The following is a 26049-nucleotide window of genomic DNA, read 5'->3' on the forward strand; positions in this document are numbered from 1 at the left end:
AAGGTTTGGTAAAAATGAAGCAGATAAAGAGGTTAAAACGAAAAAAAACAAGTCTTTTTCTGACAGCAGCGGTGCTTTCACTGGGCATCCTTTCCGGCTGCGGCGCTGAATCGAAGGAAGCGAAAGAGGCGCGTATGACCGGAATCGAGCAGTTAAATGCAGGTAATTATCAGGATGCGATTGATTCGTTTGGAAAAGCGCTGGATGAGAGCGATGGGATCGTCAATTCTTTTGAGCTGGATGTTTTAAAATACCGCGGCGAGGCAGAATACAAACTGGCGGATTATAAGGCGGCAACGCAGACCTATGGAATTCTGGCGGAGGTAGACGGCGGAAAAGCGGAATACCTCTATTATAAAGCGGCATCGGAGGCAGCAGCCGGACAGGCGGAGGATGCCGAAAAGGATTTTGCGGCAGCGGAGGAAAAGGCGAAGAACAGCAAAAAGAGCAGCGCCGCGGCTCCGGGTGTGAGTCTGGCGTTTACGGCGCTTGCGTCGGCGGCGCGGGATGCCGGGGATAGTGAGCTCGCAGCCCAGTACTGCAATCAGGCGATCGAGCGCGGCGTGTCGGGGCCGGAGATTTATAATCAGCTTGCGATCAGTGAAATGGAGGCTGGCGATTATGAGAGCGCGATGTCCCATTATGAGGAGGCGCTTTCGCTGGCGGACAGTGAGACGGCGCTGGTAATCCGGCAGAATATTGCGGTTCTCTATGAGAAAGAGGGCGATTTTGCGAAGGCGCTGGAACAGTTTAAGGAGTGCCAGGCAGCCGGTGCGGACACACCGGAGGTGCAGAGGGAAATCCGTTTTCTGGAAAGCCGGTAAATATTGGAGGTAATATGGCAGAATTGTTCGATATGAAAGAACTGGAGGAGCGCGTCATTCTGGTGGCGGTCAGCACCTCTGATGAAGATGATACGGAGGCGTCCTTGGATGAGCTGGAGGAGCTGGCGGATACCGCCGGAGCGACGGCGATCGGGCGTCTGGTGCAGAACCGGGAGAAGATTCATCCAGGCACCTATCTGGGCAGTGGAAAGATCGGGGAACTGCGGGAGATGGTCTGGGAAATGGGCGCAACCGGCGTGATCTGCGACGATGAACTGTCCCCGGCACAGCTTCGCAATCTGGAATCGGCGCTGGATACGAAGGTAATGGACCGGACGATGGTCATTCTCGATATTTTCGCGGCGCATGCGACGACGAGCGAGGGAAAAATCCAGGTTGAGCTGGCACAGCTGCGTTACCGCGCAGCGCGCCTGGTCGGTCTGCGCAGTTCCCTGTCCCGTTTGGGCGGCGGTATCGGTACGAGAGGACCGGGTGAAAAGAAGCTGGAGATGGACCGCCGTCTGATTCATGAGCGGATCGGGCAGCTAAAGTCGGAACTGGAAGATGTCAAACGCCACCGCGAGGTGACGAGAAAACAGCGCGACCGGAAATATACGCTGTCGGCGGCGATCGTCGGCTACACGAATGCCGGTAAGTCAACGCTTTTAAACACCCTGACGGGTGCAGGAATCCTGGCACAGGATAAACTGTTTGCGACGCTGGATCCGACGACGCGTGGATTAAAGCTGGCGAGCGGACAGGAGATCCTGCTGACAGATACGGTCGGATTCATCCGCAAACTGCCGCACCATCTGATCGAGGCGTTCAAGAGTACGCTGGAGGAGGCACGTTATAGCGATATTGTCCTCCATGTGGTCGATGCGTCGAATCCGCAGATGGACACGCAGATGTATGTCGTATATGATACGTTGCGTCAGCTGGAGATCGGCGATAAGACGGTGGTAACAGTCTTTAACAAGATGGATCAGGTGGAGCATCCGGAGACGCTGAAAGATCTGCATTCTGATTATCAGGTGCAGATTTCTGCGAAGACGGGCGCGGGGCTGGATGAGCTGAAGGATATTCTGGAAATGATTCTGCGAAACCGCAAGATTTATCTGGAAAAGGTATTTTCCTACCAGGAAGCCGGACGCATCCAGACGATCCGCAAATACGGTCAGCTTTTAAAAGAAGAGTACCGGGAGGATGGCATTTACGTGGAGGCGTATGTGCCGACGGAGCTCTACGCAGGGCTGATGCGCTAACAGGCAGATGATAGGTTACCGTGTTACGGTTCACGTATACGTGCCCAGTAACGGAATTTGCCGTGGCTTCGCATTTAAATACGGCAAATTCCTGCTGCCACCACGTTTTCTTACGGCACCTTTGAAATTCCCGGGAATTGACTTTTTATTTTAAATTTGTTAGAATGTAGCATATTTATGGCTGTACAGAATGCTGGAAGGCAGATGCGTACAGATCCATACGGTAAAGAGGTGTGCGGGGAAAAACCGTATGCCTCTTCTTCATGTTTTGGCGGATGCTAAGAAGTTGTTAAGATGAAGAGAAAAGAGATGACAGGGCGCAGGCTGCTTGTGTCGGATAGAATGACCGCACAAGTTTGCAGACATCTGGGATAAAGGAGTTAGAATATACAGAATGGAACAGAAGGGACAAAACAGACAGGAACAGATTCTCGTCGGAATTGACGTTGGCTCAACGACGACGAAGGTGGCAGTGATGGAGGTGGCAACGGGGAAAGTCCTGTTTTCGGACTATACACGCCATCACTCGGATCAGCTTCAGAGTGTGTCGAGAGCTGTAAAATTGGTGAAAGAGACGCTTGCGGGGCGGTCATTTCTGACGGCGATGACCGGTTCGGGCGCAAAGCACCTCTCGGAAGAGCTGGGGATCCCTTATGTACAGGAGGTAGTGGCGAACTCGATCGCCTTGAAAGCCATGTACGAGGAAATCGGAACGGCGATCGAGCTGGGTGGACAGGATGCGAAGATTATCTTTTTCCAGAGGGATAAACGGACGGGCGAGCTGCAGGTCGCAGATATGCGGATGAACGGAAGCTGTGCTGGCGGTACAGGTGCGTTTGTGGATGAGATTGCTTCTCTTCTTAAGACACCGGTTGAGGAATTTGACGCGCTGGCGGCACAGGGAACAACCGTATATGATATATCCGGACGGTGCGGCGTGTACGCCAAGACCGACATCCAGCCTCTTTTAAATCAGGGGGTTAAAAAATCAGATTTGGCGCTTTCCTCCTTCCATGCGATTGCCAAACAGACGATCGGCGGTCTGGCACAGGGACTTTCGATCGAGAAGCCGGTCGTCTTTGAGGGCGGTCCGCTGACCTTTAACCGGACGCTGGTGCGCGTGTTTGCTGAACGTCTGGACCTTCGGCCGGAGGAAATTTTAAGTCCGGACCGGCCGGAACTTCTGATTGCCTGCGGTGCGGCGCGTGCGGCAGTGAAGCTTTTTTCGAAGGAAGAGGCGCTCGCCACGGCAGACGGACTGTTAGATCGGATCGAGAAGGTGCGTGCGGCGCGCGAGGAAGCAAAGAAACAAAGTGAAGCCGGAAATGGCGATGAGATGGCGGAGGGCACGTTCCGTTCCCGTCCATTTTTTGCCGACCAGGCGGCGCAGACGGAATTTCAGGAGAGACACAGACGCCCGGAACGAAAAACAGTATATCCGCAGCCAGGCAGTACGCTGCGGGCATATCTGGGTATTGATTCGGGCAGTACGACGACAAAATTTGTCCTGTTAGATGAGAATGAGGAACTTCTGGATTCCTTTTATGCGCCGAATCAAGGCGATCCGCTGACGGTGGCAAAAAAAGCACTGATTGCGATGCGGGAAAAGTATGCGTCCCACGGCGTGCGGCTGGAGATTTTGGCAGCCGGGACGACCGGTTATGGAGAAATGCTGTTTTCACGCGCATTTTCGGCCGAGACACACGCGGTTGAGACGGTGGCACATGCGCGTGCGGCGGCAAAATACACGCCGGATGCGACGTTTCTTCTGGACATCGGCGGTCAAGATATGAAGGCAATCTGGCTGGATAATGGCGTTATCACAAATATTGTCGTGAATGAAGCCTGCTCATCCGGCTGTGGGTCTTTTTTGGAAAATTTTGCATCCTCCCTGCATATTCCGGCGCGGGAGATTGCTGAAAAGGCATTTTCTTCGCAGCATCCGGCTGCGCTCGGAAGCCGCTGTACCGTCTTTATGACGAGCAGTATCGTGACGGAGCAGAGAAATGGAAAGCTGCCGGAGGACATCATGGCGGGGCTGTGCCGTTCGATCATTGAAAATGTATTTACAAAGGTTATCCGTGTGTCGAATCTGGATTCCCTGGGAAAGAGGATTGTGGTACAGGGCGGAACGTTTGAAAATGATGCGGTTCTCTGTGCGCTGGAACAGTATGTCGGCCGCCCGGTGATCCGGGCGCCGTATCCGGGCATTATGGGGGCGATCGGTGCGGCGCTTTTAGCGAAGGAAGAGGCAAGGAGCCGGAAACAGCCGCATTTTACCAGTTTGGATCAAATGGAGTCCCTGACCTGGCAGCAGGAGGCGAACGTGCCGTGTCCGTTCTGTATGAACCATTGTCAGCGTGCGGTGGTGCGGTTTTCGAATGGAACCTCATGGATCACGAACAACCGTTGTGAGCGGGGCGAGATTCTTGGCGATCCGAAGGATGTGAAAGTGCGCGAGCGACTGAAAATAGCGTCCGAAAACCGGAATAAAGTGCCAAATCTCTATAAATTGCGGGAAGAACTCCTGTTTGCAGATTATCTGGATCAAGCGGAAGAGGGGGATGCATCGTCTGCAAAAAGTCATTCAGAGCGGGCATCCGCTAAGACTGGTTTTGTGCCGAATGCTGTGTCTGATACTGTGCGGCGAAATATAACCATCGGTCTGCCGTGCGTCCTTGCTTTCTGGGATACGATGCCGTTCTGGACGACGTTCTGGCGTTCGCTGGGCTTTGAGATTCAGATTTCATCCCCGAGCACGCACAAGATGTTTGAGGAAGGCTTAAGCGCGGTAACTTCAGATACCGTCTGCTTTCCGGCAAAACTGGTGCACGGGCATATCCGCGATCTGGTAAAGAAGAAAGTGGATCGTATTTTTATGCCGTCGATTGCGGCGATCGGATCGGAAAATACGGAATCAACGAGCGAGTCCATGTGTGCAGTCGTGAAGGGATATCCGCTTGTGATCCGCAACTCGGATTCTCCGGAGAAACAGTGGGGCATTCCGTTTGATGCACCGTTATTTTACTGGTACAGGGAGGAAGATAAAGAACGTCAGCTTATTACATATATGGAACAGACATTTTCCATCCAGCCGTCGGAAACGAAAAAGGCGGTTCTTGCAGGAAATGATGCGATGCGGCAGTTTGGGAGCCGCCTGAAAGAGGCGGGAGCGAAGGTTCTGGAAGAGGTGGAAAAAGAGGGGCGCTATGCGGTGGTGCTGGCGTCAAGACCGTATCAGAATGATGCGCTTGTCAACCACAGCCTGCCGGAGCTTTTGACCGAGTTTGGCGTTCCGGTTCTGACGGCAGATTCTGTTCCGGGCATTGAAAATGTGGATTTAAGCCACAGCCGTCTGGATGTCGTAAACAATTACCACGCGCGGATACTGGCGTCCGCGGTTCTGGCGGCACAGAGCCAGAATCTGGAATATGTCCAGTTTGTAAGCTTTGGATGCGGGCATGATGCATATTTGTCGGATGAGATCCAGCGTATGATGCGGGGAATCTCCGGAAAATCACCGCTGATCCTGAAACTTGACGAGAGCGAGGTACAGGGACCGCTGCGGATCAGGGTGCGTTCCTTCCTGGAGACGATCAACATGCGGCGGAAGAAGCGGGAGATGGCGGAGAGGCTGCAAAACCAGCCTGGAACAAGCCGACAGGAGAATGCGGGCGGCGGAAATGAATGCGGGACGGCTGCGCTGGGACCAGACATTCAAAAATCCTGGCAGGTTCACGAACTTTCGGATCCATATCCGGTTAAATTTGAGGTGGAAGACCGCAAGAAGCGCACGGTTCTGGTCCCGAACACCTCCCACGCGTTCTGCCGGATTATGTCGGCGGCGTTGAAGACACAGGGAATCCGGGCAGTTCCGCTGGCGGTCGGCAGGGAAGAGGCGATCCGCCTCGGAAAGCAGTATGTCCACAACGATATCTGTTTCCCGGCGCAGATTGTCATCGGCGAGGCGCTGGCAGCACTTCGGAGTGGTCAGTATGTGCCATCTGAGACGGCGATCGGTATGGGAAAATACATCGGTGACTGCCGCCTGACCCATTACAGTGCGCTGCTTCGCAAGGCGCTTGACGACGCCGGCTACCCGGAGGTGGCGATTCTGACGAACGATGACGTCGATTATCATGATCTGCATCCGGGCTTCCGGATGAACCTTGTGTCGGCGATCCGTCTGGCGGGAGCGCTTCCGATGATCGATATTCTGGAAGAGCTGCTTCGCAAGATCCGCCCGTATGAGAAAGTTTCCGGAAGCAGTGATCAGGCATTTGGCGAGGCGATGGATTTCGTCGTGGATGGTCTGGAGCAGCATGGGCTTTCAGGCGCTCTGCGAGGCTTTAAAAAGGCGATCCAGCGGATGAATGCGATCGAATATGACCGGAGCCAGCCGCGCCCGCGCGTCCTGATCATCGGCGAGTATCTCCTCAATTTCCATCCGGGCGCGAATCATGAGATTGAGCGCTACCTGGAGAAAAATGGATTTGAGATTATTGAGGCGCGGATGACGGATGTTATCCGGAAAACGTATTTCTGCCAGGATGAGCAGATTCGGACGTATCATCTGAAAAAGCCGTTTGTCAAGAAAAACTGGTACCATGTGGCGAACCGGGTATTTGACGCTGCGCACGCGGCAGCGGATCGGATAGCGAAACAGCATCCGCTCTATACGCCTGTCTGCCGCCTGCCGGAACTGGTAAAGGAAAGTGACCCGATCATCCCGCACACCTTTGATGCGGGCGAGGGCGTGCTGATTCCGGGTGAGATCCTGCACCATGCGGCGCACGGCTGCCGGGCATTTGTGATTTTACAGCCATTTGGCTGTCTGCCAAACCATGTGGTAGGACGCGGCATCGTAAAAAAAATGCGGGAAATGTACCCGGACGCCCAGATCCTGCCGCTTGACTACGATCCGGATGTGAGCTTTGCCAATCTGGAAAACCGCCTGCAGATGCTGATTATGAATGTGAAAGAAAGAAGCGTGGACACGGTTGCCCTGCCGGACGTGGGGCAGAGAAGCCCCGTGGAGACTATGAATAGAAAACAGAAAAACGCCGATAATAAAAAGCAGAAAGTTTCCTGATTTCGGGTTAGACAAAAATAGAAATCACATAAGCCCACGCGGCGGAAAGGGACAAGCTATGAAACATCTGGAAATTGAAAAGGTGATTGGACGGGAGATTGTTGATTCGAGAGGAAATCCAACCGTGGAGGCGGAGGTTTATCTATCAGACGGAAGCATAGGACGCGGCGCGGCACCGAGCGGTGCATCGACAGGTGAATTTGAGGCTCTGGAGCTGCGAGACGGCGACAAGTCGCGTTTCGGCGGAAAGGGCGTACAGAAAGCAGTCCAGAATGTGAATACCGTGATTGCAGAGGTGTTAAGGGGCATGGATCCGGCGGACGTCTATGCGGTTGATAAAGCGATGATCGAGGCGGACGGAACCAAGGATAAATCCAAGCTGGGCGCGAATGCGATCCTGGCGGTTTCGATCGCGAACGCACGGGCAGCAGCCAATGCGTATGGTCTCCCGCTGTACCGTTTCCTCGGCGGTGTGTCTGGAAACCGTCTTCCGGTTCCGATGATGAACATTTTAAACGGCGGCGCGCATGCGGCAAACACCATCGATGTACAGGAGTTCATGATTATGCCGGTTGGAGCAGAGAGCTTTTGTGAGGGACTCCGCTGGTGTACCGAGGTGTTCCATGCACTGGCAGCATTGCTTAAAGAGCGCGGACTGGCAACCTCTGTCGGTGATGAGGGCGGTTTTGCACCGGATCTGGGAAGTGACGAAGAAGCAATCCAGTGCATCTTAGAGGCAGTGGAGAGAGCCGGATATAAGCCGGGCGAGAGTTTTGTCCTGGCGATGGATGCGGCATCCAGTGAGTGGAAGAGCGGCAGGAAGGGCGAATATCTGCTTCCGAAGAGTGGCAAACACTTCACCTCCGAGGAGCTGATCGCACACTGGAAACAGCTCTGCGGGAAATACCCGATCGCCTCGATCGAGGATGGTCTGGACGAGGAGGATTGGGAAGGCTGGCAGAAGATGACCGCAGAACTCGGCGGACAGGTGCAGCTGGTCGGCGACGATCTGTTTGTAACAAATACCGAACGCCTGGAAAAAGGTATCCGTCTCGGCTGCGGCAATTCGATCCTGATTAAGCTGAACCAGATTGGATCCGTCTCCGAGACACTGGAGGCAATCAAGATGGCACATAAGGCAGGTTACACGGCGATTGTATCCCACCGTTCCGGCGAAACCGAGGATACGACGATCGCAGATCTGGCGGTCGCATTGAATACCTGCCAGATCAAGACGGGCGCACCGAGCCGGAGTGAGCGCGTGGCAAAATACAACCAGCTTCTGCGGATTGAGGAAGAGCTGGGAACCGGCGCACAGTATCCGGGGAAGGCGGCATTTAATAAAAATTAAGTTGTCTTTTTTGCGAGATATCGTGCAGACAAGCAATCTGTTACATTGCATGAAATGTGTGAATTGTTCCGAAAACGAATGCATTTCCTCAGAAACAGACAAAAATCATCTGGGGAAATGCCGGATGGCGTCGAAACAAAGGAAAATAGAATACAACTTTGAAAAGGAATGCGTTTTACCGTACAACCAGGACGGAGAGAAACGTATTCCTTTTTGTTTTGCATAAGACCGAAAAAAGGAATATTGCTAAAAGTTTGACAATATTTTAAAAAATAATCGTTTTTATACGAAATTTATTGACAAAACAGTGGGAATGATTGTAAAATAACTGTAAAGCAAATATGAAAAAAGGATTTATTTTTTTTGAACGAATGGAAAAACGTTTTACTAAAGGAATGGTCCGGCGGATAACGTATTTCACATAAAAAGGAGGATGAAAGAATGAGAAAGAGAACATTAAGCATTGTACTTGCAGCAGCAATGTGTGCCAGCTTAACAGCCTGCGGCGGTGGCGGAAGTACCGCTGAGACAACGGCAGCTGACAGCAGCAATACCGAGACAAAGGCAGCCGACGCTTCAGAGAAATCTGACAAACCGCTTCGTGTGTGTGTTGTCTACACCGGCAACTTAGGTGATAAGAGCTACAATGACTCCTGCAACATGGGTGCACAGAAAGCAGTTGAGGATTTCGGCATCGAGCTTAAGAGCCTTGAGGGTACCACTGCTGAAGAGTGGAAAGCAAACCTACTTCAGGCTTGTGATGACGGCTACGATTTAATCATCGGTGCTTCTTCCAACATCGCAGATTATATCACTGAGAATGCATCCAGTTATCCGGATACCAAGTTTGCAGTTATCGATACAACCGTTGATCTGCCGAACGTTGAGTCCATCAGCTTTGCTCAGAATGAGGGCTCCTTCCTGGCAGGTGCGGCAGCAGCTATGTTCACCACCAAGACCGATATCCCGAATGTCAATGAAGATCATATCATCGGCTGGGTAGGCGGTATGGATATTCCGGTACTTCATGACTTCTATACAGGTTATGAGCAGGGCGCGAAGTATATCGATCCGGATATCAAGATTCTTCAGGCTTTTGCAGGAAGCTGGACGGATCCGTTAAAGGGTAAAGAGCTGACGTTAGCACAGTATGAGCAGGGTGCTGATATTGTCATGAACGTAGCATCCGGTACCGGTGTTGGTATTCTGGAAGGTGCAAAAGAAGCTGACAAATACGCAATCGGCGTTGACTTAAACCAGGATTCCGATCAGCCTGGACATGTTCTTACTTCCATGGTTAAGAGAGTTGATAATGCTTGCTATCTGGTTATCCAGTCTGCAGTAGAGGGAACTTTTGAGGGCGGCACAACCAAATATCTGGCATTGAAGGACGGCGGTGTCAGCCTGACCGATTTCTCTGTTATCAAAGAATCTCTGGGCGACAAATTCCCGCAGGATATCGTTGATAAGTGTGATGAGCTTGCCGAGAAGATCAAATCCGGCGAGATCGTAGTTGAAAACTATGAAGGATTTGGCCCACAGGCATAATTGATAAAGACAAGGCCGGGAGCGAGTGAAACCTGGCGGCGAAGGGGGATCTGAATTCTTTCAGGTTCCCCTTCATTTTCAACAAAATGTTTTTTCTTGGAAAGAGCCGTCAGGCATTTCCGGACGAGAGGGTGATCGAATGAACGAATACGTAGTGGAGATGAAAGGAATTGTCAAAAATTTCGGGCAGGTTCAGGCGGTAAAGCATGGTGAATTTACTCTGAAAAAGGGCGAGATCCATTCACTGATTGGTGAAAATGGAGCTGGTAAATCCACCATGATGAAGCTTCTGTACGGCATGTATCCCATTGACGAGGGCGAGATTATCGTCAAAGGTGAACCGATGGGAACCATCACACCGAAGCTTGCAATTGAGCACGGTGTCGGCATGGTCCATCAGGAATTTATGCTGGTGAATGAGCTGACGGTTCTGGAGAATATTATTCTGGGATTTGAACCGAAAAAGGGATTGACAATTGACTTTGACAAGGCAAGAAAAGAAGTTAAAAAGTATATTGAACAGTATCATATGGACGTGCAGCTGGATAAGAAGGTAAGCCAGATTTCAGTAGGCGAGGCGCAGCGTGTGGAGATTATCAAGACATTGATGCGAGGTGCTGATATCATCATTCTGGATGAGCCTACAGCGGTTCTGACCCCTCAGGAGGCGGAACGTCTGTTTGAAATCCTGAATAATCTGAAACAGGATGGAAAATCCCTTGTCTTTATTTCTCATAAGCTGAATGAGGTTATGGCAATATCAGACCGCATCTCTGTGATGCGTCAGGGACAATATATGGGCACTGTTAATAAAGAGGAAACCTCTCCGCTGGATCTGACCAAACGAATGATCGGACGTGAAGTATTCTTAAACATTGATAAGGCTTATTCTGAGGCGGGAGATACGATTCTGGAGGTTCAGGACGTGTGGATTCCCAGTCAGAAGGAGACATCGAAGATCCGGGGTATGTCCCTGCATGTCAAGACCGGCGAGATTGTCGGCGTGGCAGGTATCGATGGAAATGGACAGAGTGAGCTGGTTGAGGCGATCACCGGACTTCGCAAGGTAGAGAAAGGCAAGATCCTTCTTTGCGGCAAGGATATTACGAATCAGAGTCCGAGAAAAGTGAGAGAGAGCGGTCTTTCCCATATTCCGGAGGATCGAAATACAAGAGGTCTGAACCGTGCCATGACCATCGAGGAAAATCTGATCGCAGTCCGCCTGGATCAGCCTCCATTTACCAGGGGCATCATGATGAATAAATCAGGACAGGATACCTATGCAAAAGAAATGGTAGAACAGTTTGATATCCGCCCGGCGGATTATAATCTTCCTACATCTTCCTTATCCGGCGGCAATGCACAGAAGGTCGTAGTAGCCCGGGAGGTATCTCTTGGCAATAAGCTTCTGGTAGCATCCCAGCCTACCAGAGGTGTAGATATCGGTGCCATCGAGCTGATTCGAAATACCCTGGAAAAGGCGAAAAAGGCAGGCGCCGGTGTCCTGCTGGTATCGGCAGAGCTGGAGGAGATTATCTCCCTTTCGGATCGTATCGTTGTTATCCATGAGGGCAAGATCACCGGCGAGATGCGTGCGGATGAGGCGAATGAGAACAATCTGGGTCTGCTTATGATGGGCGGTACAGACACAGGGAAGGACGGTGAAGCAGCAGTATGAATCAGACATTAAATGGTATTCGAAGGATTCTTATTACGATACTCGTTGCGATGGGTGTCGGTGCGCTGTTTATCGTAGCGATCGGGGAGAATCCGATTGATGCATATGCGGCGCTGTTCCGAGGTGCTTTTGACGGAGAGCTTCGTCTTGGTACAACCTTGGCAGGATTTACTCCGCTGCTGCTGACATCCATTGCCTTTGCAGTTGCAGCAAAAGCAGGTGCTTTTAACGTAGGTGTTGAGGGCGAGGTTTTCTTGGGCGGTATCACAGCTGCTTATATTGGCATTAACTGGACCTTCCTTCCGAAGCCGGCTCTGTATGTGGCCTGTTTCGTAGGTGCTATGGTGGTAGCAGCTGCCTGGGCCTTTATTCCGGCGGTTCTGCGTGCCTATTATAATGTAAATGAAGTATGTACCACCATTTTGATGAACACGGTAGCACTTTATATTACATCCTATCTGGTCAGCGGACCAATGAGCGCAGGTACTGCCAATGCTCAGTCCCTGCCGGTTACGGTAAGGCTGTATCAGTTTATGAAACCCAGCAGTGTCAATGTAGGTATTTTCATCGCGGCCATCACCGTGATTGTGATTATTTTTATGCTTCAGAAGAGCAGCTGGGGCTATAAGATTCGTACCGTTGGCCTGAATCCGACCCATGCGGATTATGTGGGAATTGATTCTAAGAAGGTGTTTATCGGTGCCATGATGCTTTCTGGTATGTTGGGCGGCATGGCAGGATGCATCGAGGTTCTGGGTGTTCATGGATATTTCCTGAACAACTTTGCAACCGGACTTGGAAGCAATGGTATGCTGGCAGCTCTGATTGTAAAGAACAACATGGTTTCGACTCCATTTATGGCATTTTTCCTGGCAGTTTTAAAATCGGGCGCTATGGGAATGCAGCAGTCAACCGGTGTGCCGAAATCACTGGTTGATACCATTACAGCTGTGTTCATTATCATAGCGACCATGGAGACTGCGTTCCAGTTTGCAAAGAAACGTAAAAAGAAAACGGAGGAGAAGAAGGAGGATAAGGCATGAATGCGATAATGCAGAATTTTGATAAAATCTTTAATGCGTCGCTGATTTATGCAACGTTTCGTTCAGCGACTCCGATCATCTTTGCCGCTCTTTGTGCGGCTATCACTCAGCAGGCCAATATCTTAAATATCGGTACAGAGGGTATCATGCTGGTAGGTGCTTTTACTGCAGTTGCAGTCAGCTTCTTTACCGGAAGCTGGTTATTAGGCATTCTGGCAGCGATGATCGCCGGTGCTGTCATTGCTATGATCATGGCAGTGGGACATATCCGGTACAATTCGGAGATCTGCGCCATCGGTATGGGTATTAATATGCTGGCACTGGCTATTACTAAATTCATGGTAAATGCGATTTTCCACAGTACCGGAAGTTTTTCAAGCCCGGATATCAAGGCGATTCCCCGTGTGAACGTTGCATTTTTAGACAATCTTCCGGTAGTGGGGGCTCTGTTTAACAACTGGTGCGTGACCGAGTGGTTTGCCATCGTTCTGATTATCCTGCTTCAGTTTTTCTTCTATAAAACTGTATGGGGACTGCGTCTGCGTGCAGTAGGTCAGTTTCCGGAAGCGGCGAAGACGGCAGGTATCAAAGTAAATGCTGTGAAATATCAGGCAATGCTGCTTTCCGGTCTCATCGGAGGTCTGGCAGGTGCTCATCTTTCCCTGGGTTACAGTACCCAGTTTATCGAGAACATGACCAACAACCGTGGTTTTATGGGCGTTGCAGCCATGTATTTCGGCGGTGCCAACCCGGTTCTGACCACACTGGGCTGTCTGCTGTTTGGATTTTCAGATTCCGTCGGTGCCCGTCTCCAGGCATATGGCATTCCATCCCAGTTCGTTCTGATGATGCCGTATATCGTGACCATCGCGGTACTGGCAATTTCCATGATTGCGAAGATTTCAGCCAACAAGAAGAGAGAATCATCCCTGCATGTGGGAAGCTGATGATGAAGAAAGATAAAACACTATAAGGAGGACATAATCAGATGGAAAAGACAAAAATTATTCTTGACTGCGATCCGGGACATGATGACGCGGTCGCGATCACGCTGGCGGCGAACAGTGACAAGATCGATCTGTTAGGTATTACAGTCGTAGCAGGCAACCAGACGCTGGAGAAAACGCAGATTAATGCGAGAAATGTGTGCCAGTGGCTCGGTGTGGATGTGCCAGTGTATGCGGGCTGCGGACAGCCGATGGTGCGTGAAAAAATGATAGCGGGCGATATCCACGGTGAAACAGGGCTGGATGGTCCGGTTTTCCCGCCGCTGACAAAAGAATTAGAGAAAGAGCATGCAGTCGATTTCATCGTTAAAACCCTGATGGAGTCCGATGGCGATATCACGATGGTGACAACCGGTCCGATGACCAATCTGGCGATGGCGATGCGGATGGAACCGGCGATTATTCCGAAGATCAAACAGATCGTCCTGATGGGAGGCGCGTATACCAATGGTAACGTAACTCCGGCGGCAGAGTTCAATATCATCGCCGATGCGGATGCAGCGTATGTATGCTTTACCAGCGGACGCCCAATCACGATGATGGGTCTGGATGTTACCCGCAAGGTACTGTGCTATCCGGAGATCGTTGACCGGATGGAGAAGATAGGCAATAAGGCATCCAAGCTCTTTGCGGATCTGATGCGCTTCTTCTGCAAGACCCAGAAAGAGGTATTTGGCTGGGAAGGCGGACCTCTGCACGATCCGGTTACGATCGCATGGCTGATTGATCCGAGCGTTGTGACCCTGAAACCGATGCATGTGGACATTGACATCCGCAGCGTCCAGTCCTACGGACGTACTAACTGCGATTTCTTCGGTTACGGCGGACAGGAGCCGACTGCAAACGTAGCGATCGATATCGATGCGGCGAAGTTCTGGGATATCGTTGAGGCAGGGCTGAGAAGATACAGCGAGGCATAGTTCATAATACTTGTGTTCGGAGGCAGATATAGATGAGAGACCTGAAAGAAGTTTTAGAGCAGAACAAAGAGAAATATATCGAAGAACTCAAGAATCTGGTGGGAATTGATACTCATGACTTAGGGCACGGAATCGACGGTGGTCTGGAGAAACAGGGACAGGAGTATATGGTAAACCTGTTTGAATCGATGGGAGCCGACGAGATCACGGTGGATCCGATGGATGAGGCTGTGATTCAGGAAAGCTACAAAAAGCATCAGGAAGGAAACCTGGGGCACAACCAGACCGACCGTGCCAATGTCTATGCGACATTTAAAGGAAAACAGGGCGGAAAAAGCCTGTTATTTAACGGTCATATTGACGTTATGCCGGCGGAGATGGAAGACGGCTGGACGAACCCGCCGTTTGAGCCGGTAATTCGGGATGGCAAGATGTACGGACGCGGCTGCACGGATATGAAGGGCGGTCTGATGGCATCGGTGATGGCGGTAAAGCTTTTGCAGGATGCCGGGTATGAGCTGCCGGGCGATGTGACAATTACCTCCGTGTGTGACGAGGAAGGCGGAGGCAATGGCTCGATCCAGGCGGTAATGCGCGGTCTGAAAGCCGACGGCGTTGTCAACTGCGAGCCGACCGACGATACCCTGATTCTGGCGCATATGGGCTGGGTATTCTTTAAGGTTGATTTTGAAGGAAAAGCGTGCCATTCCGGTGCAAAAGCCGAGGGCGTCAGCGCGATCGAGAAGGCGATCAAAGTAATTCAGGGGTTAAATGAGATGGAGCACCGCTGGCTTCTGACGATCCGCCACCGCCTGCTTCCGCCGCCGAGCTTAAATATCGGCGTGATCGAGGGTGGAACCGCCGGTTCTACCGTGCCGGGCGAGTGCAGTTTTTCTACCTGCGTCCACTATGTTCCTACCCTGATGAATCAGGATATGGTTGTAAAGGAATTTACAGAGGTCGTTGAGCGGATCAGCCGTTCCGACGCGTGGATGGAGGCACATCCGCCGAAGATTTCCATTTACCAGACCGGACACGGGTTTGAGATGGAGGAGGATCATCCGCTGGTAGACACCTTTAAGGAGGCGTACAGTGAGGCACTTTCGCGCAACGTGAAGGTGGAAGGATCCCATTTTGGCTGTGATTCCCGCCTGTGGCGCAACATTGCCGGATGCCCGACGATCCAGTACGGACCGGGTGAGGGCGCACAGTGCCATACCGTGGATGAGTGGCTGAAGCTCGATTCCTATCTGGAAGCGATTCTGGTGTATGCGAAACTGATTTTGGCGTGGGGAAAAAATAAATGAGAAAAGGAGATATGATCATGAGCAAGAAAGTATTACTGGCAGGCGAGTCCTGGATGAGCTATACCACCCATGTAAAGGGCTTTGACGCGTTTTATACCTCTACCTATGAGACAGGAGAGAAATGGCTGAAAGCTGCATTGGAGGCAGGCGGCTACGAAGTAACCTTCCTTCCAAACCATCTGGCAAATGAAGAATTTCCATTTACAATGGAAGAACTGAAACAGTATGATCTGGTAATTCTGTCCGATATTGGAGCGAACACCCTGCTTCTGCCGGGTGCTACGTTTAACCGCAGTGAGAAAATGCCGAACCGCTGCAATCTGATCCGCGACTATGTCAACGATGGCGGCGCTCTTCTGATGGTCGGCGGCTATCTGACCTTCTCCGGCGTGGATGCAAAGGGCAAATGGCATGACACAGCCGTACAGGAGGTTCTTCCAGTTGAGGTTCTGACGGTCGATGATCGTATGGAACACTGCGAGGGTGTAAAACCGGTAACCGTGGGCGAGCATGAAGCTTTAAAGGGCATTCCGACCGACTGGCCGGAGGTTCTCGGTTACAATAAGGTAATCGCAAAACCGGAGGCAGAGGTTCCGGTTACTGTAGAGGGCGATCCGTTTATCGCATTTGCTTCTTATGGAAAAGGGCGCAGTGGTGTTGTCACAACCGACTGTGCACCGCACTGGGCACCGCCGGAATTCTGCGAGTGGGAATACTACAATAAATTGTGGCAGAATATCGCAGACTGGCTGATTCAGAAATAAGATAGCAGGAAAAAGGAGAGCGCGTATGGACGGAGCGGTGAAACTTTTAAAAGAGCTTCTGACCATTCGGAGTGTCAATGGACGGGATGACGAGGGAGCAGTGGCAGAATATTTGTGCAAGTATTTCGAACAATCGGGAATTTCTGCACATATACAGCGGATTGACGCGACACATGCCAATGTGCTGGCGGAGCTTGAGGGGGAGTCGGATGACGCTCCGATCTTCTGGAACGGGCATCTGGACACGGTTCCTTACGGAGATACCGGAGAATGGAAGACTGACCCGGCGGTTCCGGTGGAACGGGACGGTTTTCTCTATGGCCGCGGTGCCAGCGATATGAAGAGTGGGCTTGCCGCGATGGTGTACGCGCTCTGTGAATATAAAAAATCCGGTCGTCCGGTGCCGCGTACGATCCATTTCCTCGGAACCTGTGATGAGGAAAAGGGCGGCATCGGCGCCAGGGAGATCTTAAAGGAAGTCCCGGAGACGTCGATTGGAACGCTTCTGATAGGAGAACCGACGGGATGCAGGCTGGGCGTGGCGCAGAAAGGCTGCCTGTGGCTGGAGATAGAAGCACACGGAAAGACGAGCCACGGGGCATACCCGCATGAGGGCTGCAATGCCGTGGAACAGGCGATGGCGCTGACAGGTGAGATTGAAACATATGTGAAAAGCTTCACACACCCGGTTCTCGGCGCATCGACCGCGCAGGTAACGCAGATTTCCGGCGGCGTGGCGCCAAATATGACGCCGGACACCTGCCGGATTCTCATGGATATCCGTATGACACCAGGACTGACAAGCCAGATGGTAGTCGGTCAGGCGGAGGCGTTTGCGGCGGCGCGTTCCGTTACATCGGAAGAAAAATTCCGCGTCAGCTGCCGGATTGTCAATGACCGGCGGGCGATCGAGATTGGAGAATCCCATCCGCTTGTGAAACAGCTCTCGAAGGAACTGGAGAAAAAAGGGCTTCCGGTGGAGACGACTGGGATTAATTTCTTTACAGATGCTTCGATCCTGGTGGAACACAAGCTGGATGCAGCCGTTCTCTTATTTGGTCCGGGCGAGGCAGGTATGGCGCATAAGCCAAATGAGCGGGTCGAGATAGAAAAATATCAGAAATCCATTCAGGTTCTCATGGATCTGATCGCATCGGAGGTGGATGAGTGAGGGCAACCATCAAGGATATTGCCGCTGAGACTGGTTTTTCCGTGACGACAATCTCACTGGTTCTCAATGGAAAAGGATATAAGATCTCGGATGAGACAAAGAATCAGATCCTAGCGAAGGCGCGGGAACTGAATTATCGTCCGAACCAGCTCGCGGTCAGTCTGGTAAAGCGGCAGAGCAAGACCATAGGATTTATCGTCCCGGATATTTCCAATGTATATTTTGCCAATATGGCGCGCGCGATCGATGAGGCGTGCCGCGAAAATGGCTGGAGTGTGATTCTCTGCAACACGAATGATAATTATGACCGGGATCGCGAGTATATCGATCTTCTGGCGGATAAAGGCGCGGACGGCATTGTGTTTATCATGGCTAAAGATAATACGCGGGAGATGGCGGCGGAGGAGATTGATTATCTGGAATCGATCCACATACCCTATGTGGTAGTTGACCGGATCCCGGAGCTTCGGAATTGTCCGGCGGTCGGTACCGACCATGAGATCGGCGGTTATCTGGCGGCGCGCCATCTGTTAAGTCTTGGACACCGGCGGATTGCCTGCGTCGTGGGACCGCATGCGACCCAGATGGATTCGGAGGCGCGTTACCATGGCTACTGCCGGGCGATGGAGGAGGCGGGAATTCCGGTGGATGAACGTCTCGTCTGTGTCGGCGAGTATACGCAGGAGGGCGGCGCGGCGGCAGTCGAACAGCTCATTTCACAGGATTTTACGGCGATTTTCGCCTGCAACGATGCTTCAGCGTATGGCGTATGCAGAAAACTCAAGGAATATAGAAAGAAAGTGCCGGAAGATGTTTCGGTCGTCGGATACGATGACGTTTTCTATGCCCGGATGCTGGAGGTGCCGCTGACAACGATACGGCAGCAGGTACGGGAGATGGGAAGAGAGGCGGTAAGGCTGCTTCTGAAACAGATACGGGAACATAAAAGACCGGAGAGCAAGGTGATCTTTGCGCCGGAACTGGTGGTGCGGGAGAGTACGGCGCGAATACAGCCGTCTTAAGCGATACATCAAAGATGCCGGCGGCAGATTTTGAAGGAATTGGTCAAGGAGGGGAGCAGAGTGAAGGTATTGAATTTTGGTTCACTGAATATTGATTATACGTATCAGGTGGATCATTTTGTAAGAGCGGGAGAGACGATGTCCTCCGAGTCGCTGCAGGTATTCAGCGGCGGCAAAGGGCTGAATCAGTCGATCGCGCTGAGCAAGGCGGGCGCAGACGTATGGCACGCCGGAGCTGTCGGAGCCGGGGATGGAGATTTCCTTATCGAGCAGATGAAGAAGGCGGGCGTCCACACGGAGTTGATCGAGCATCTCGACGGGCAGACAGGACACGCGATCATCCAGAAAGATCCGGCAGGGCAGAACTGCATTCTGCTGTATGGCGGTGCCAACCAGCGGATCACGAGGGAAATGGTGGATCGCGTCCTGACACAGTTTGAGGCGGACGATTTCCTGATTTTACAGAATGAGATCAGCGAGATCGGCTATATCATGGAGAAAGCCCATGAAAAAGGCATGAAGATCGTTCTGAATCCGTCCCCGATGAATGCGAAGATCCTGTCCTATCCGCTGGAATATGTGGATTACTTCTTATTAAATGAGGTGGAGGCGTCGGATATCTGCGGCATTGAGGCAACCAAAGATCCGCAGGCGCTGATGAACGGACTGGTAAAACAGTTCCCGGAGGCGAAGATTGTCCTGACACTCGGCGGCGATGGTTCCGTGTACCGCGATGGTGACACAGTCCTTCGTCAGGGAATCTATAAAGTGCCGGTTGTGGACACGACGGCGGCAGGCGATACATTTACCGGTTATTTTATCGGCGGTTTACAGCTCGGTGAAGACCCGAAGACGGCGCTGGAACATGCGGCAAAAGCGGCAGCGATCGCCGTTTCCCGCCCAGGAGCAGCTCCGTCGGTGCCGAACCGGGAGGAAGTCGAGACGTTTGAAGGATAAAAAGCACCTGAAAACTTGTCTTTTAAAACAGAATATAGTAAAATACCATTTGGTGGCGTTTCCGAAATTCGGGCTGGTACCGGGATTTGCGGAGGCGCCTCTTTTTTGCGCCCGTCTGACTCTTGTCAGTGTGGGCCTGTAGAAATAAAAAAGGAGAAGGTAAGTAGAAATGGGAAGAGAACGTTTTTCCTCTCGGCTGGGATTTATCCTGATTTCCGCGGGCTGTGCGATCGGTCTGGGAAATGTGTGGAGATTCCCGTACATCGTCGGTCAGTATGGCGGCGCGGCGTTTGTACTGATTTATGCGGCATTTCTGGTGCTTTTAGGTCTTCCGATCATCGTTATGGAATACTCGGTCGGCAGAGCGAGCCAGAAGAGTGCGGCGCTTTCATTTGATGTGCTGGAGCCAAAGGGTACTAAGTGGCATTTTGAAAAATGGTTCGCGATGGCGGGCAACTATGTCCTGATGATGTTTTATACGACGGTAGCCGGATGGCTTCTGCTGTATGTGTTCAAGATGGCGAAAGGCGATTTCGTGGGTCTGGATGCGGACGGTGTAGCCGGGGAATTTGGCTCTGTACTGGCAAATCCGGGACTGATGACGGTATTTATGCTGCTCTGTGTCGTATTCTGTTTTTCCATCTGTGCGATGGGACTCCAGAACGGCGTTGAGAAGATCACAAAGATGATGATGGTCTGCCTGTTATTCCTGATGGTTGTGCTGGCAATCAATTCGGTGCGGATGGAAGGCGGACGTCCGGGACTTGAATTTTACTTAAAGCCGGATTTTGGCAAGATTCAGGAGGTTGGTGTCGGCAAGGTCGTATTTGCGGCGCTGGGACAGTCGTTCTTCACGTTGAGTATCGGTATCGGTGCGATGGCGATTTTTGGAAGTTATATCGATAAAGAGCGCAGCCTGACCGGCGAGGCGATCAATGTACTGGTCCTTGACACGCTGGTAGCGTTTATGGCGGGACTTATCATTTTCCCGGCGTGTGCGGCTTACGGTATCGAGGCAGGACAGGGACCAAGCCTGATCTTCATCACGCTGCCGAATGTATTTAACCACATGGCAGGCGGACGTTTCTGGGGCACGCTGTTCTTTGTCTTTATGACCTTTGCGGCGGCATCAACGGTCACAGCGGTATTCCAGAATATCGTATCCTTTGCAACGGATCTGACTGGCTGTTCGATCAAAAAGGCAGTCTGCGTCAATCTGGTGGTGATTGCGGTCCTGTCGCTTCCGTGCGTGCTGGGTTTCAATCTCTGGAGTGGTTTCATGCCGTTCGGAGAGGGCAGCAACGTGTTGGATCTCGAGGATTTCATCGTCAGCAACAACCTGCTTCCACTCGGAAGTCTCGTTTACCTGATGTTCTGTACCAGCCGGTATGGATGGGGATTTGAGAATTTTCTCAAGGAGGCAAATGAGGGAAAAGGCGTGAAGTTCCCGCGCCAGGTGCGAGCGTATGTGACATATGTCATTCCACTGATTGTGCTGTTTATTTTTGTGCAGGGGTACTGGAGTAAGTTTTTCCAGTAGACTGTGCAGCTCTTTAGGTAACGAGAAAAAAGGAAAGTCCGGCAGAGGCAAACTCCGCCGGACTTTCCTTTTTTCGCCAAGGCTATTGACATAGTATTTAAGGGAAAGTTTTACGGGATTTTTACACAGTTTTGTTGATTCTGTATAAACAAAAGCTATATTATAACCATTTGTATTAATTTTTATACAGAGTGAAGGGGGCAGAAGATTCATTTTTCAATTGTGAATTTTTTTTACCTGTGTTATACTATACGCGGTAGATTCTAGCTCCTACGCCCGATAATATTTTCACAATTTCGGCAGAAAAGGCATCTGACGGGAGGTGAATGGGTGGAGGATGAAGGAAAATTTAGTAAGAGAAAGAGGGTTTAATTGATGGGTTTGGCTACATTTATAGGCGGCATTCATCCATATGAGGGTAAAGAACTGTCTGAGGATAAGCCGATCAAGGTTCTCGAACCGTTACAGGGCGAGATCATGGTTTATCCGCTGTCCCAGCACATTGGCGCACCTGCGAAACCACTGGTAGCGAAGGGCGATCACGTGCTGAAAGGCCAGATCATTGCAGAGGCAGGCGGATTTATTTCCGCAAACGTACTCAGTTCTGTTTCCGGTACGGTAAAGGGAATCGAGTCCAAGCTGGTTGCTAATGGTGCAATGGTTCAGTCAATCCTGGTGGAGAATGACGGTGAAGAAGAGGCGATTGAGGGCTTCGGAACAGACAGAGATGCAACAAAGCTGTCGAAAGAAGAGATCCGTAAGATCGTTAAGGATGCTGGTATCGTCGGCCTGGGCGGCGCTGGTTTCCCGACACATGTAAAGCTTACTCCGAAGGATGAGAACGCAATTGATTACGTTATCGTCAACGGTGCAGAGTGCGAGCCGTACTTAACCAGTGACTATCGTACCATGATGGAGCGTCCGGAGCAGATTATCGGCGGCCTGAAGGTTATGCTTCAGCTGTTTGACAATGCGAAGGGTGTTATCGGTATCGAGAACAACAAGCCGGAGGCTATCAAGAAGCTGACGGAGATGGTAAAGGACGAGCCGAGGATCGAAGTATGTCCGCTGCTTACCAAGTACCCGCAGGGTGGTGAGCGTACACTTATCTATGCAGTGACAGGACGTGAGATCAATTCTTCCATGCTGCCGGCAGATGCAGGCTGTATCGTAGACAATATTGATACCGTTGCTTCTATTTATAATGCAGTATGCAAGACAACTCCGCTGATCCGCAAGATCATTACGGTAACCGGTGATGCCATTGCAGAGCCGCAGAACTTTGAGGTACGTCTTGGTACCAACTATCAGAGACTGGTAGAGGCAGCAGGCGGCTTTAAACAGGAACCGGAGAAGATGATTTCTGGTGGTCCTATGATGGGACAGGCTCTTTTCAGCCTTGACTTCCCGGTAGCGAAGACTTCATCTGCTCTGACCACCTTTACCAAGGACCAGGTAGCAGCGATGGAGCCGTCAGCATGTATCCGTTGCGGACGCTGTGTAGGCGTTTGTCCGGAGCACCTTGTACCTCCGCTGATGATGAAAGCATCTACGGCTCACGATCTTGAGAAATTCCAGAGCTTAAACGGCATGGAATGCGTTGAGTGCGGATGCTGTGCATATGCTTGTCCGGCAAGACGGCCGCTGACCCAGGCATTCAAAGAGATGCGTAAGGCAGTAGCAGCCAGCCGCAGAAAGTAGGAGGTGGGAAGAAATGGAAAAATTATTAAAAGTATCGTCATCACCTCACGTTCGTGACGGAGTTACGACACAGCGCCTGATGTTTGACGTTGTGATCGCCATGATTCCTGCCAGTGTTTATGGTGTATGGCAGTTCGGCATGAATGCACTTCTGGTTCTGATCGCTACCGTGATCGCCAGTGTGGCAGCCGAGTATCTTTATGAGAAATTAATGCACAAGCCGATTACGATTTCGGACGGCAGTGCAGTTGTTACCGGCATGATTCTTGCACTGAATATGCCGCCGGAAATCCCGGTTTGGATCCCGGTTCTTGGTGCATTCTTTGCAATCATCGTTGTAAAACAGCTTTACGGTGGTCTGGGACAGAACTTCATGAACCCGGCACTGGCAGCCAGATGTTTCCTTCTGACTTCCTTCGCTCTGTTTATGAATAACTTCTCATCCGCAAAGCTTGGATTTGACAGTCTGACAGGTGCAACTCCGCTGGCACAGTTAAGAGCCGGTGAGACAGTGGATCTGGCATCCCTGGTAATCGGACGTATCCCGGGAACTATCGGTGAGGTATCTGTAATTGCCCTGCTGATTGGTGCGATTTACATGGTAGTCCGCAAAGTTATCAGCCCGGTTATTCCGCTGATTTACATTGGAACCGTATTTGTATTTACATTCCTGTTTGGCGGATTCAACCTGACCTATTCTCTCAGTGAGATCTGTGCAGGTGGTCTTATCTTCGGTGCATTCTTTATGGCAACCGATTATGTAACGAGTCCTCTGACTCCGAAGGGACAGATCGTATACGGACTGATCCTCGGAATCGTAACCGGAATCTTCCGTCTCTGGGGTGCTTCTCCGGAGGGCGTTTCCTATGCGATCATCTTCAGCAACCTGCTGGTACCGCTGATTGAGCGCTATACGCTTCCGACAGCATTTGGAAAAGGAGGTCAGAAGAAATAATGAACCAGATTATCAAAAATACAATCATCCTTTTCGTTATTACACTGGTAGCAGGCTTCTGCCTGGGTGCTGTTCATGATGTGACCTTAGAGCCTATCGCTCAGGCACAGGAGGCAGCAGCTACCAAAACATTTCAGGAAGTATATCCGGAGGCAGCAAGCTTTGACGCACCTCAGGAACTGACTGATGCAGTTGCAGCGGCAGCTGAGAGCATCTCTGAGTGGGGTTACGGCAAGGTAACCATCAACGATGCCAAAGAAGCACTGGATGCCAGCGGCAATAAAATCGGATACCTTATCACCTCTACTTCCGCAGAGAGTTATGGCGGCAATGTTCAGATTGCAGTCGGTATCTCTAATGAAGGCGAACTGACCGGAATCGGTTTCTTAAGCATCAGCGATACACCAGGTCTTGGTATGAGAGCAAAAGAGCCGGATTTCAAGGATCAGTTTATCGGCAAGAAAGCAGAAAAGCTGGAAGTTACTAAGACAGGCGCGTCTGCAGACAATCAGATCCAGGCCATCAGTGGTGCGACTATCACTTCCAAAGCAGTTACCAACGCAACAGATGCAGCTATCTATTTCGTGGCTAACTGCCTGGCACAGTAGGAGGTGGAACGATTATGAATAAATATGTAGAGCGCTTATATAATGGTATCTGGAAAGAAAACCCGATTTTCGTTCAGATGCTGGGTCTGTGTCCGACTCTGGCGGTAACTACTTCCGCTATCAACGGTGTCGGCATGGGTCTTTCGACAACCGCCGTATTAGTTGCGGCAAATATCCTGATTGCGATGCTTCGTAAGATTATTCCGGATGGCGTGCGTCTTCCGGCTGAGATCGTAGTAGTAGCATCCTTCGTAACCATCGTAGATATGTTGATGGAAGGTTTTGTTCCGGACTTATATGCTTCCCTGGGACTTTACATTCCGCTGATCGTAGTAAACTGTATCATCCTTGGCCGTGCCGAGGCATATGCCATGAAGAACGGTCCGGTTCTGTCCGCATTTGACGGTATCGGTATGGGGCTTGGATTTACCGTCGCTCTGGCACTCATCGGTTCCTTCCGTGAGCTTCTGGGCGCAGGTACTATCTTTGGCGTACAGGTTATGCCGGCTGCTTTCCAGCCAATCTCTATCTTCATTCTGGCACCGGGTGCGTTCTTCGTACTGGCTGCTCTGACTGCTCTTCAGAACCGTCTGAAGATGCCGTGCGCAACCAACGGTTCTGTAAAACAGAAGAAGAAAGGCGGATGTAACGGCGATTGCTTAAGCTGTGCAGGTCATACTGCAGAATGTGATAAGGAACAGGAGGAGAAGTGATGAAAGAATTACTTATTATTGCCATAAGCTCGGCGCTGGTCAGCAACGTCGTACTGAGCCAGTTCCTCGGTATCTGCTCCTTCGTCGGTGTATCTAAAAAAGTTGAAACAGCAGCAGGTATGGGCGGTGCGGTTATCTTTGTTATCACCATCGCTTCCATCGTTGCCAGCTTAATTTACCAGTTTGTTCTTCAGCCACTTGGTATCGATTATCTGAAAACCATCGTTTTCATTCTCGTTATCGCAGCGCTGGTTCAGATCGTTGAGATGTTCTTAAAGAAATGCATGGTTTCCCTGTACAATGCGCTGGGTGTATTCCTTCCGCTGATCACAACAAACTGTGCGGTTCTTGGTGTGGCTATCACAAACGTTCAGAATGGTTACGGATTTGTACAGAGCGTGGTAAATGGTGTTGGTACAGCCGTTGGTTATACTATCTCCATCGTGCTTTTAGCAGGTATCCGTGAGCACATTGAGGGAAATGATATCCCTTATAACTTCCAGGGATCTCCTATCGTACTGGTAACAGCAGGCCTGATGGCAATTGCATTTCTCGGATTTTCCGGATTACTGTAGAAGGAGGA

General features: G+C 51.1%; 20 protein-coding genes. All 20 read left to right on the forward strand.

Annotated features, from left to right (window positions below; translation table 11 throughout):
* Positions 1-14 precede the first annotated feature (14 nt).
* The 20 genes from DW931_RS00155 to DW931_RS00250 all read left to right on the forward strand — a co-directional run bounded on the left by DW931_RS00155 (position 15) and on the right by DW931_RS00250 (position 26041).
* Positions 15-824, forward strand: coding sequence for a tetratricopeptide repeat protein (locus DW931_RS00155; protein WP_107001573.1), 810 nt, complete (start codon positions 15-17; stop codon positions 822-824).
* A 14-nt stretch (positions 825-838) separates the two neighbouring features.
* The gene (gene hflX, locus DW931_RS00160; protein WP_107001572.1) at positions 839-2089 is read left to right on the forward strand and encodes a GTPase HflX; all 1251 of its coding nucleotides are present in this window, start codon (positions 839-841) and stop codon (positions 2087-2089) included.
* A gap of 394 nt (positions 2090-2483) precedes the next feature.
* Entirely contained in the window at positions 2484-7181 is a 4698-nt protein-coding gene (locus DW931_RS00165; protein WP_107001571.1) for an acyl-CoA dehydratase activase, read from the forward strand.
* A gap of 58 nt (positions 7182-7239) precedes the next feature.
* Positions 7240-8532 carry a phosphopyruvate hydratase gene (gene eno / locus DW931_RS00170; RefSeq protein WP_118293432.1) on the forward strand — a complete coding sequence of 431 codons (1293 nt, stop codon included), beginning with the start codon at positions 7240-7242 and terminating at the stop codon, positions 8530-8532.
* 441 nt (positions 8533-8973) lie between these two features.
* Positions 8974-10080 (forward strand): BMP family ABC transporter substrate-binding protein, encoded by a 1107-nt coding sequence (locus DW931_RS00175; protein WP_107001569.1) that lies wholly within the window; start codon positions 8974-8976, stop codon positions 10078-10080.
* Positions 10081-10219: 139 nt separating this feature from the next.
* On the forward strand, positions 10220-11758 hold the full coding sequence (locus DW931_RS00180) for an ABC transporter ATP-binding protein (protein ID WP_107001568.1): 1539 nt from the start codon (positions 10220-10222) through the stop codon (positions 11756-11758).
* Positions 11755-12801 carry an ABC transporter permease gene (locus DW931_RS00185; protein ID WP_107001567.1) on the forward strand — a complete coding sequence of 349 codons (1047 nt, stop codon included), beginning with the start codon at positions 11755-11757 and terminating at the stop codon, positions 12799-12801. Before DW931_RS00180 ends, DW931_RS00185 begins: the two co-directional genes overlap by 4 nt.
* Positions 12798-13748, forward strand: coding sequence for an ABC transporter permease (locus tag DW931_RS00190; protein ID WP_233430272.1), 951 nt, complete (start codon positions 12798-12800; stop codon positions 13746-13748). The genes DW931_RS00185 and DW931_RS00190 overlap by 4 nt, the downstream gene beginning before the upstream one ends.
* A 41-nt stretch (positions 13749-13789) precedes the next feature.
* Positions 13790-14728: a nucleoside hydrolase gene (locus tag DW931_RS00195; protein WP_107001566.1), complete on the forward strand. Its 939-nt coding sequence runs from the start codon at positions 13790-13792 to the stop codon at positions 14726-14728.
* A 32-nt stretch (positions 14729-14760) separates the two neighbouring features.
* The gene (locus DW931_RS00200) at positions 14761-16035 is read left to right on the forward strand and encodes an ArgE/DapE family deacylase (protein WP_117795130.1); all 1275 of its coding nucleotides are present in this window, start codon (positions 14761-14763) and stop codon (positions 16033-16035) included.
* Positions 16036-16052: 17 nt separating this feature from the next.
* Positions 16053-16799: a glutamine amidotransferase gene (locus tag DW931_RS00205; RefSeq protein WP_107001564.1), complete on the forward strand. Its 747-nt coding sequence runs from the start codon at positions 16053-16055 to the stop codon at positions 16797-16799.
* A gap of 25 nt (positions 16800-16824) precedes the next feature.
* Entirely contained in the window at positions 16825-17970 is a 1146-nt protein-coding gene (locus DW931_RS00210; protein WP_107001563.1) for a M20 family metallopeptidase, read from the forward strand.
* A complete protein-coding gene (locus tag DW931_RS00215) occupies positions 17967-18992 on the forward strand; it encodes a LacI family DNA-binding transcriptional regulator (protein ID WP_117795132.1) in 1026 nt (341 codons plus the stop codon). Before DW931_RS00210 ends, DW931_RS00215 begins: the two co-directional genes overlap by 4 nt.
* A gap of 60 nt (positions 18993-19052) precedes the next feature.
* Positions 19053-19949, forward strand: coding sequence for a ribokinase (locus tag DW931_RS00220; protein ID WP_107001561.1), 897 nt, complete (start codon positions 19053-19055; stop codon positions 19947-19949).
* A gap of 169 nt (positions 19950-20118) precedes the next feature.
* Positions 20119-21489, forward strand: coding sequence for a sodium-dependent transporter (locus DW931_RS00225; protein ID WP_107001560.1), 1371 nt, complete (start codon positions 20119-20121; stop codon positions 21487-21489).
* Between the two features lie 375 nt (positions 21490-21864).
* On the forward strand, positions 21865-23190 hold the full coding sequence (gene rsxC, locus DW931_RS00230) for an electron transport complex subunit RsxC (RefSeq protein ID WP_107001559.1): 1326 nt from the start codon (positions 21865-21867) through the stop codon (positions 23188-23190).
* Positions 23191-23203: 13 nt separating this feature from the next.
* Positions 23204-24145 (forward strand): RnfABCDGE type electron transport complex subunit D, encoded by a 942-nt coding sequence (locus DW931_RS00235; RefSeq protein WP_107001558.1) that lies wholly within the window; start codon positions 23204-23206, stop codon positions 24143-24145.
* Positions 24145-24753, forward strand: coding sequence for an RnfABCDGE type electron transport complex subunit G (locus DW931_RS00240; RefSeq protein ID WP_118482201.1), 609 nt, complete (start codon positions 24145-24147; stop codon positions 24751-24753). Before DW931_RS00235 ends, DW931_RS00240 begins: the two co-directional genes overlap by 1 nt.
* A 14-nt stretch (positions 24754-24767) precedes the next feature.
* Positions 24768-25466, forward strand: coding sequence for an electron transport complex subunit E (locus DW931_RS00245; RefSeq protein ID WP_118482202.1), 699 nt, complete (start codon positions 24768-24770; stop codon positions 25464-25466).
* Entirely contained in the window at positions 25466-26041 is a 576-nt protein-coding gene (locus DW931_RS00250) for an RnfABCDGE type electron transport complex subunit A (protein WP_118482203.1), read from the forward strand. The genes DW931_RS00245 and DW931_RS00250 overlap by 1 nt, the downstream gene beginning before the upstream one ends.
* The last annotated feature ends 8 nt before the right edge of the window (positions 26042-26049 follow it).

Source organism: Clostridium sp. AM43-3BH (assembly GCF_003479985.1).
Taxonomy (GTDB): domain Bacteria; phylum Bacillota; class Clostridia; order Lachnospirales; family Lachnospiraceae; genus Otoolea; species Otoolea fessa.

Excerpts from the sequence above, each read along its gene's own strand:
- DW931_RS00245 (WP_118482202.1), top strand. The coding sequence starts at position 24,768 with ATGAATAAATATGTAGAGCGCTTATATAATGGTATCTGGAAAGAAAAC.
- DW931_RS00205 (WP_107001564.1), top strand. The coding sequence starts at position 16,053 with ATGAGCAAGAAAGTATTACTGGCAGGCGAGTCCTGGATGAGCTATACC.
- DW931_RS00175 (WP_107001569.1), top strand. The coding sequence starts at position 8,974 with ATGAGAAAGAGAACATTAAGCATTGTACTTGCAGCAGCAATGTGTGCC.
- DW931_RS00165 (WP_107001571.1), top strand. The coding sequence starts at position 2,484 with ATGGAACAGAAGGGACAAAACAGACAGGAACAGATTCTCGTCGGAATT.
- DW931_RS00235 (WP_107001558.1), top strand. The coding sequence starts at position 23,204 with ATGGAAAAATTATTAAAAGTATCGTCATCACCTCACGTTCGTGACGGA.
- DW931_RS00210 (WP_107001563.1), top strand. The coding sequence starts at position 16,825 with ATGGACGGAGCGGTGAAACTTTTAAAAGAGCTTCTGACCATTCGGAGT.
- eno (WP_118293432.1), top strand. The coding sequence starts at position 7,240 with ATGAAACATCTGGAAATTGAAAAGGTGATTGGACGGGAGATTGTTGAT.
- DW931_RS00225 (WP_107001560.1), top strand. The coding sequence starts at position 20,119 with ATGGGAAGAGAACGTTTTTCCTCTCGGCTGGGATTTATCCTGATTTCC.
- DW931_RS00155 (WP_107001573.1), top strand. The coding sequence starts at position 15 with ATGAAGCAGATAAAGAGGTTAAAACGAAAAAAAACAAGTCTTTTTCTG.
- DW931_RS00195 (WP_107001566.1), top strand. The coding sequence starts at position 13,790 with ATGGAAAAGACAAAAATTATTCTTGACTGCGATCCGGGACATGATGAC.
- DW931_RS00190 (WP_233430272.1), top strand. The coding sequence starts at position 12,798 with ATGAATGCGATAATGCAGAATTTTGATAAAATCTTTAATGCGTCGCTG.
- DW931_RS00240 (WP_118482201.1), top strand. The coding sequence starts at position 24,145 with ATGAACCAGATTATCAAAAATACAATCATCCTTTTCGTTATTACACTG.
- DW931_RS00250 (WP_118482203.1), top strand. The coding sequence starts at position 25,466 with ATGAAAGAATTACTTATTATTGCCATAAGCTCGGCGCTGGTCAGCAAC.
- DW931_RS00180 (WP_107001568.1), top strand. The coding sequence starts at position 10,220 with ATGAACGAATACGTAGTGGAGATGAAAGGAATTGTCAAAAATTTCGGG.
- hflX (WP_107001572.1), top strand. The coding sequence starts at position 839 with ATGGCAGAATTGTTCGATATGAAAGAACTGGAGGAGCGCGTCATTCTG.
- DW931_RS00185 (WP_107001567.1), top strand. The coding sequence starts at position 11,755 with ATGAATCAGACATTAAATGGTATTCGAAGGATTCTTATTACGATACTC.
- DW931_RS00200 (WP_117795130.1), top strand. The coding sequence starts at position 14,761 with ATGAGAGACCTGAAAGAAGTTTTAGAGCAGAACAAAGAGAAATATATC.
- rsxC (WP_107001559.1), top strand. The coding sequence starts at position 21,865 with ATGGGTTTGGCTACATTTATAGGCGGCATTCATCCATATGAGGGTAAA.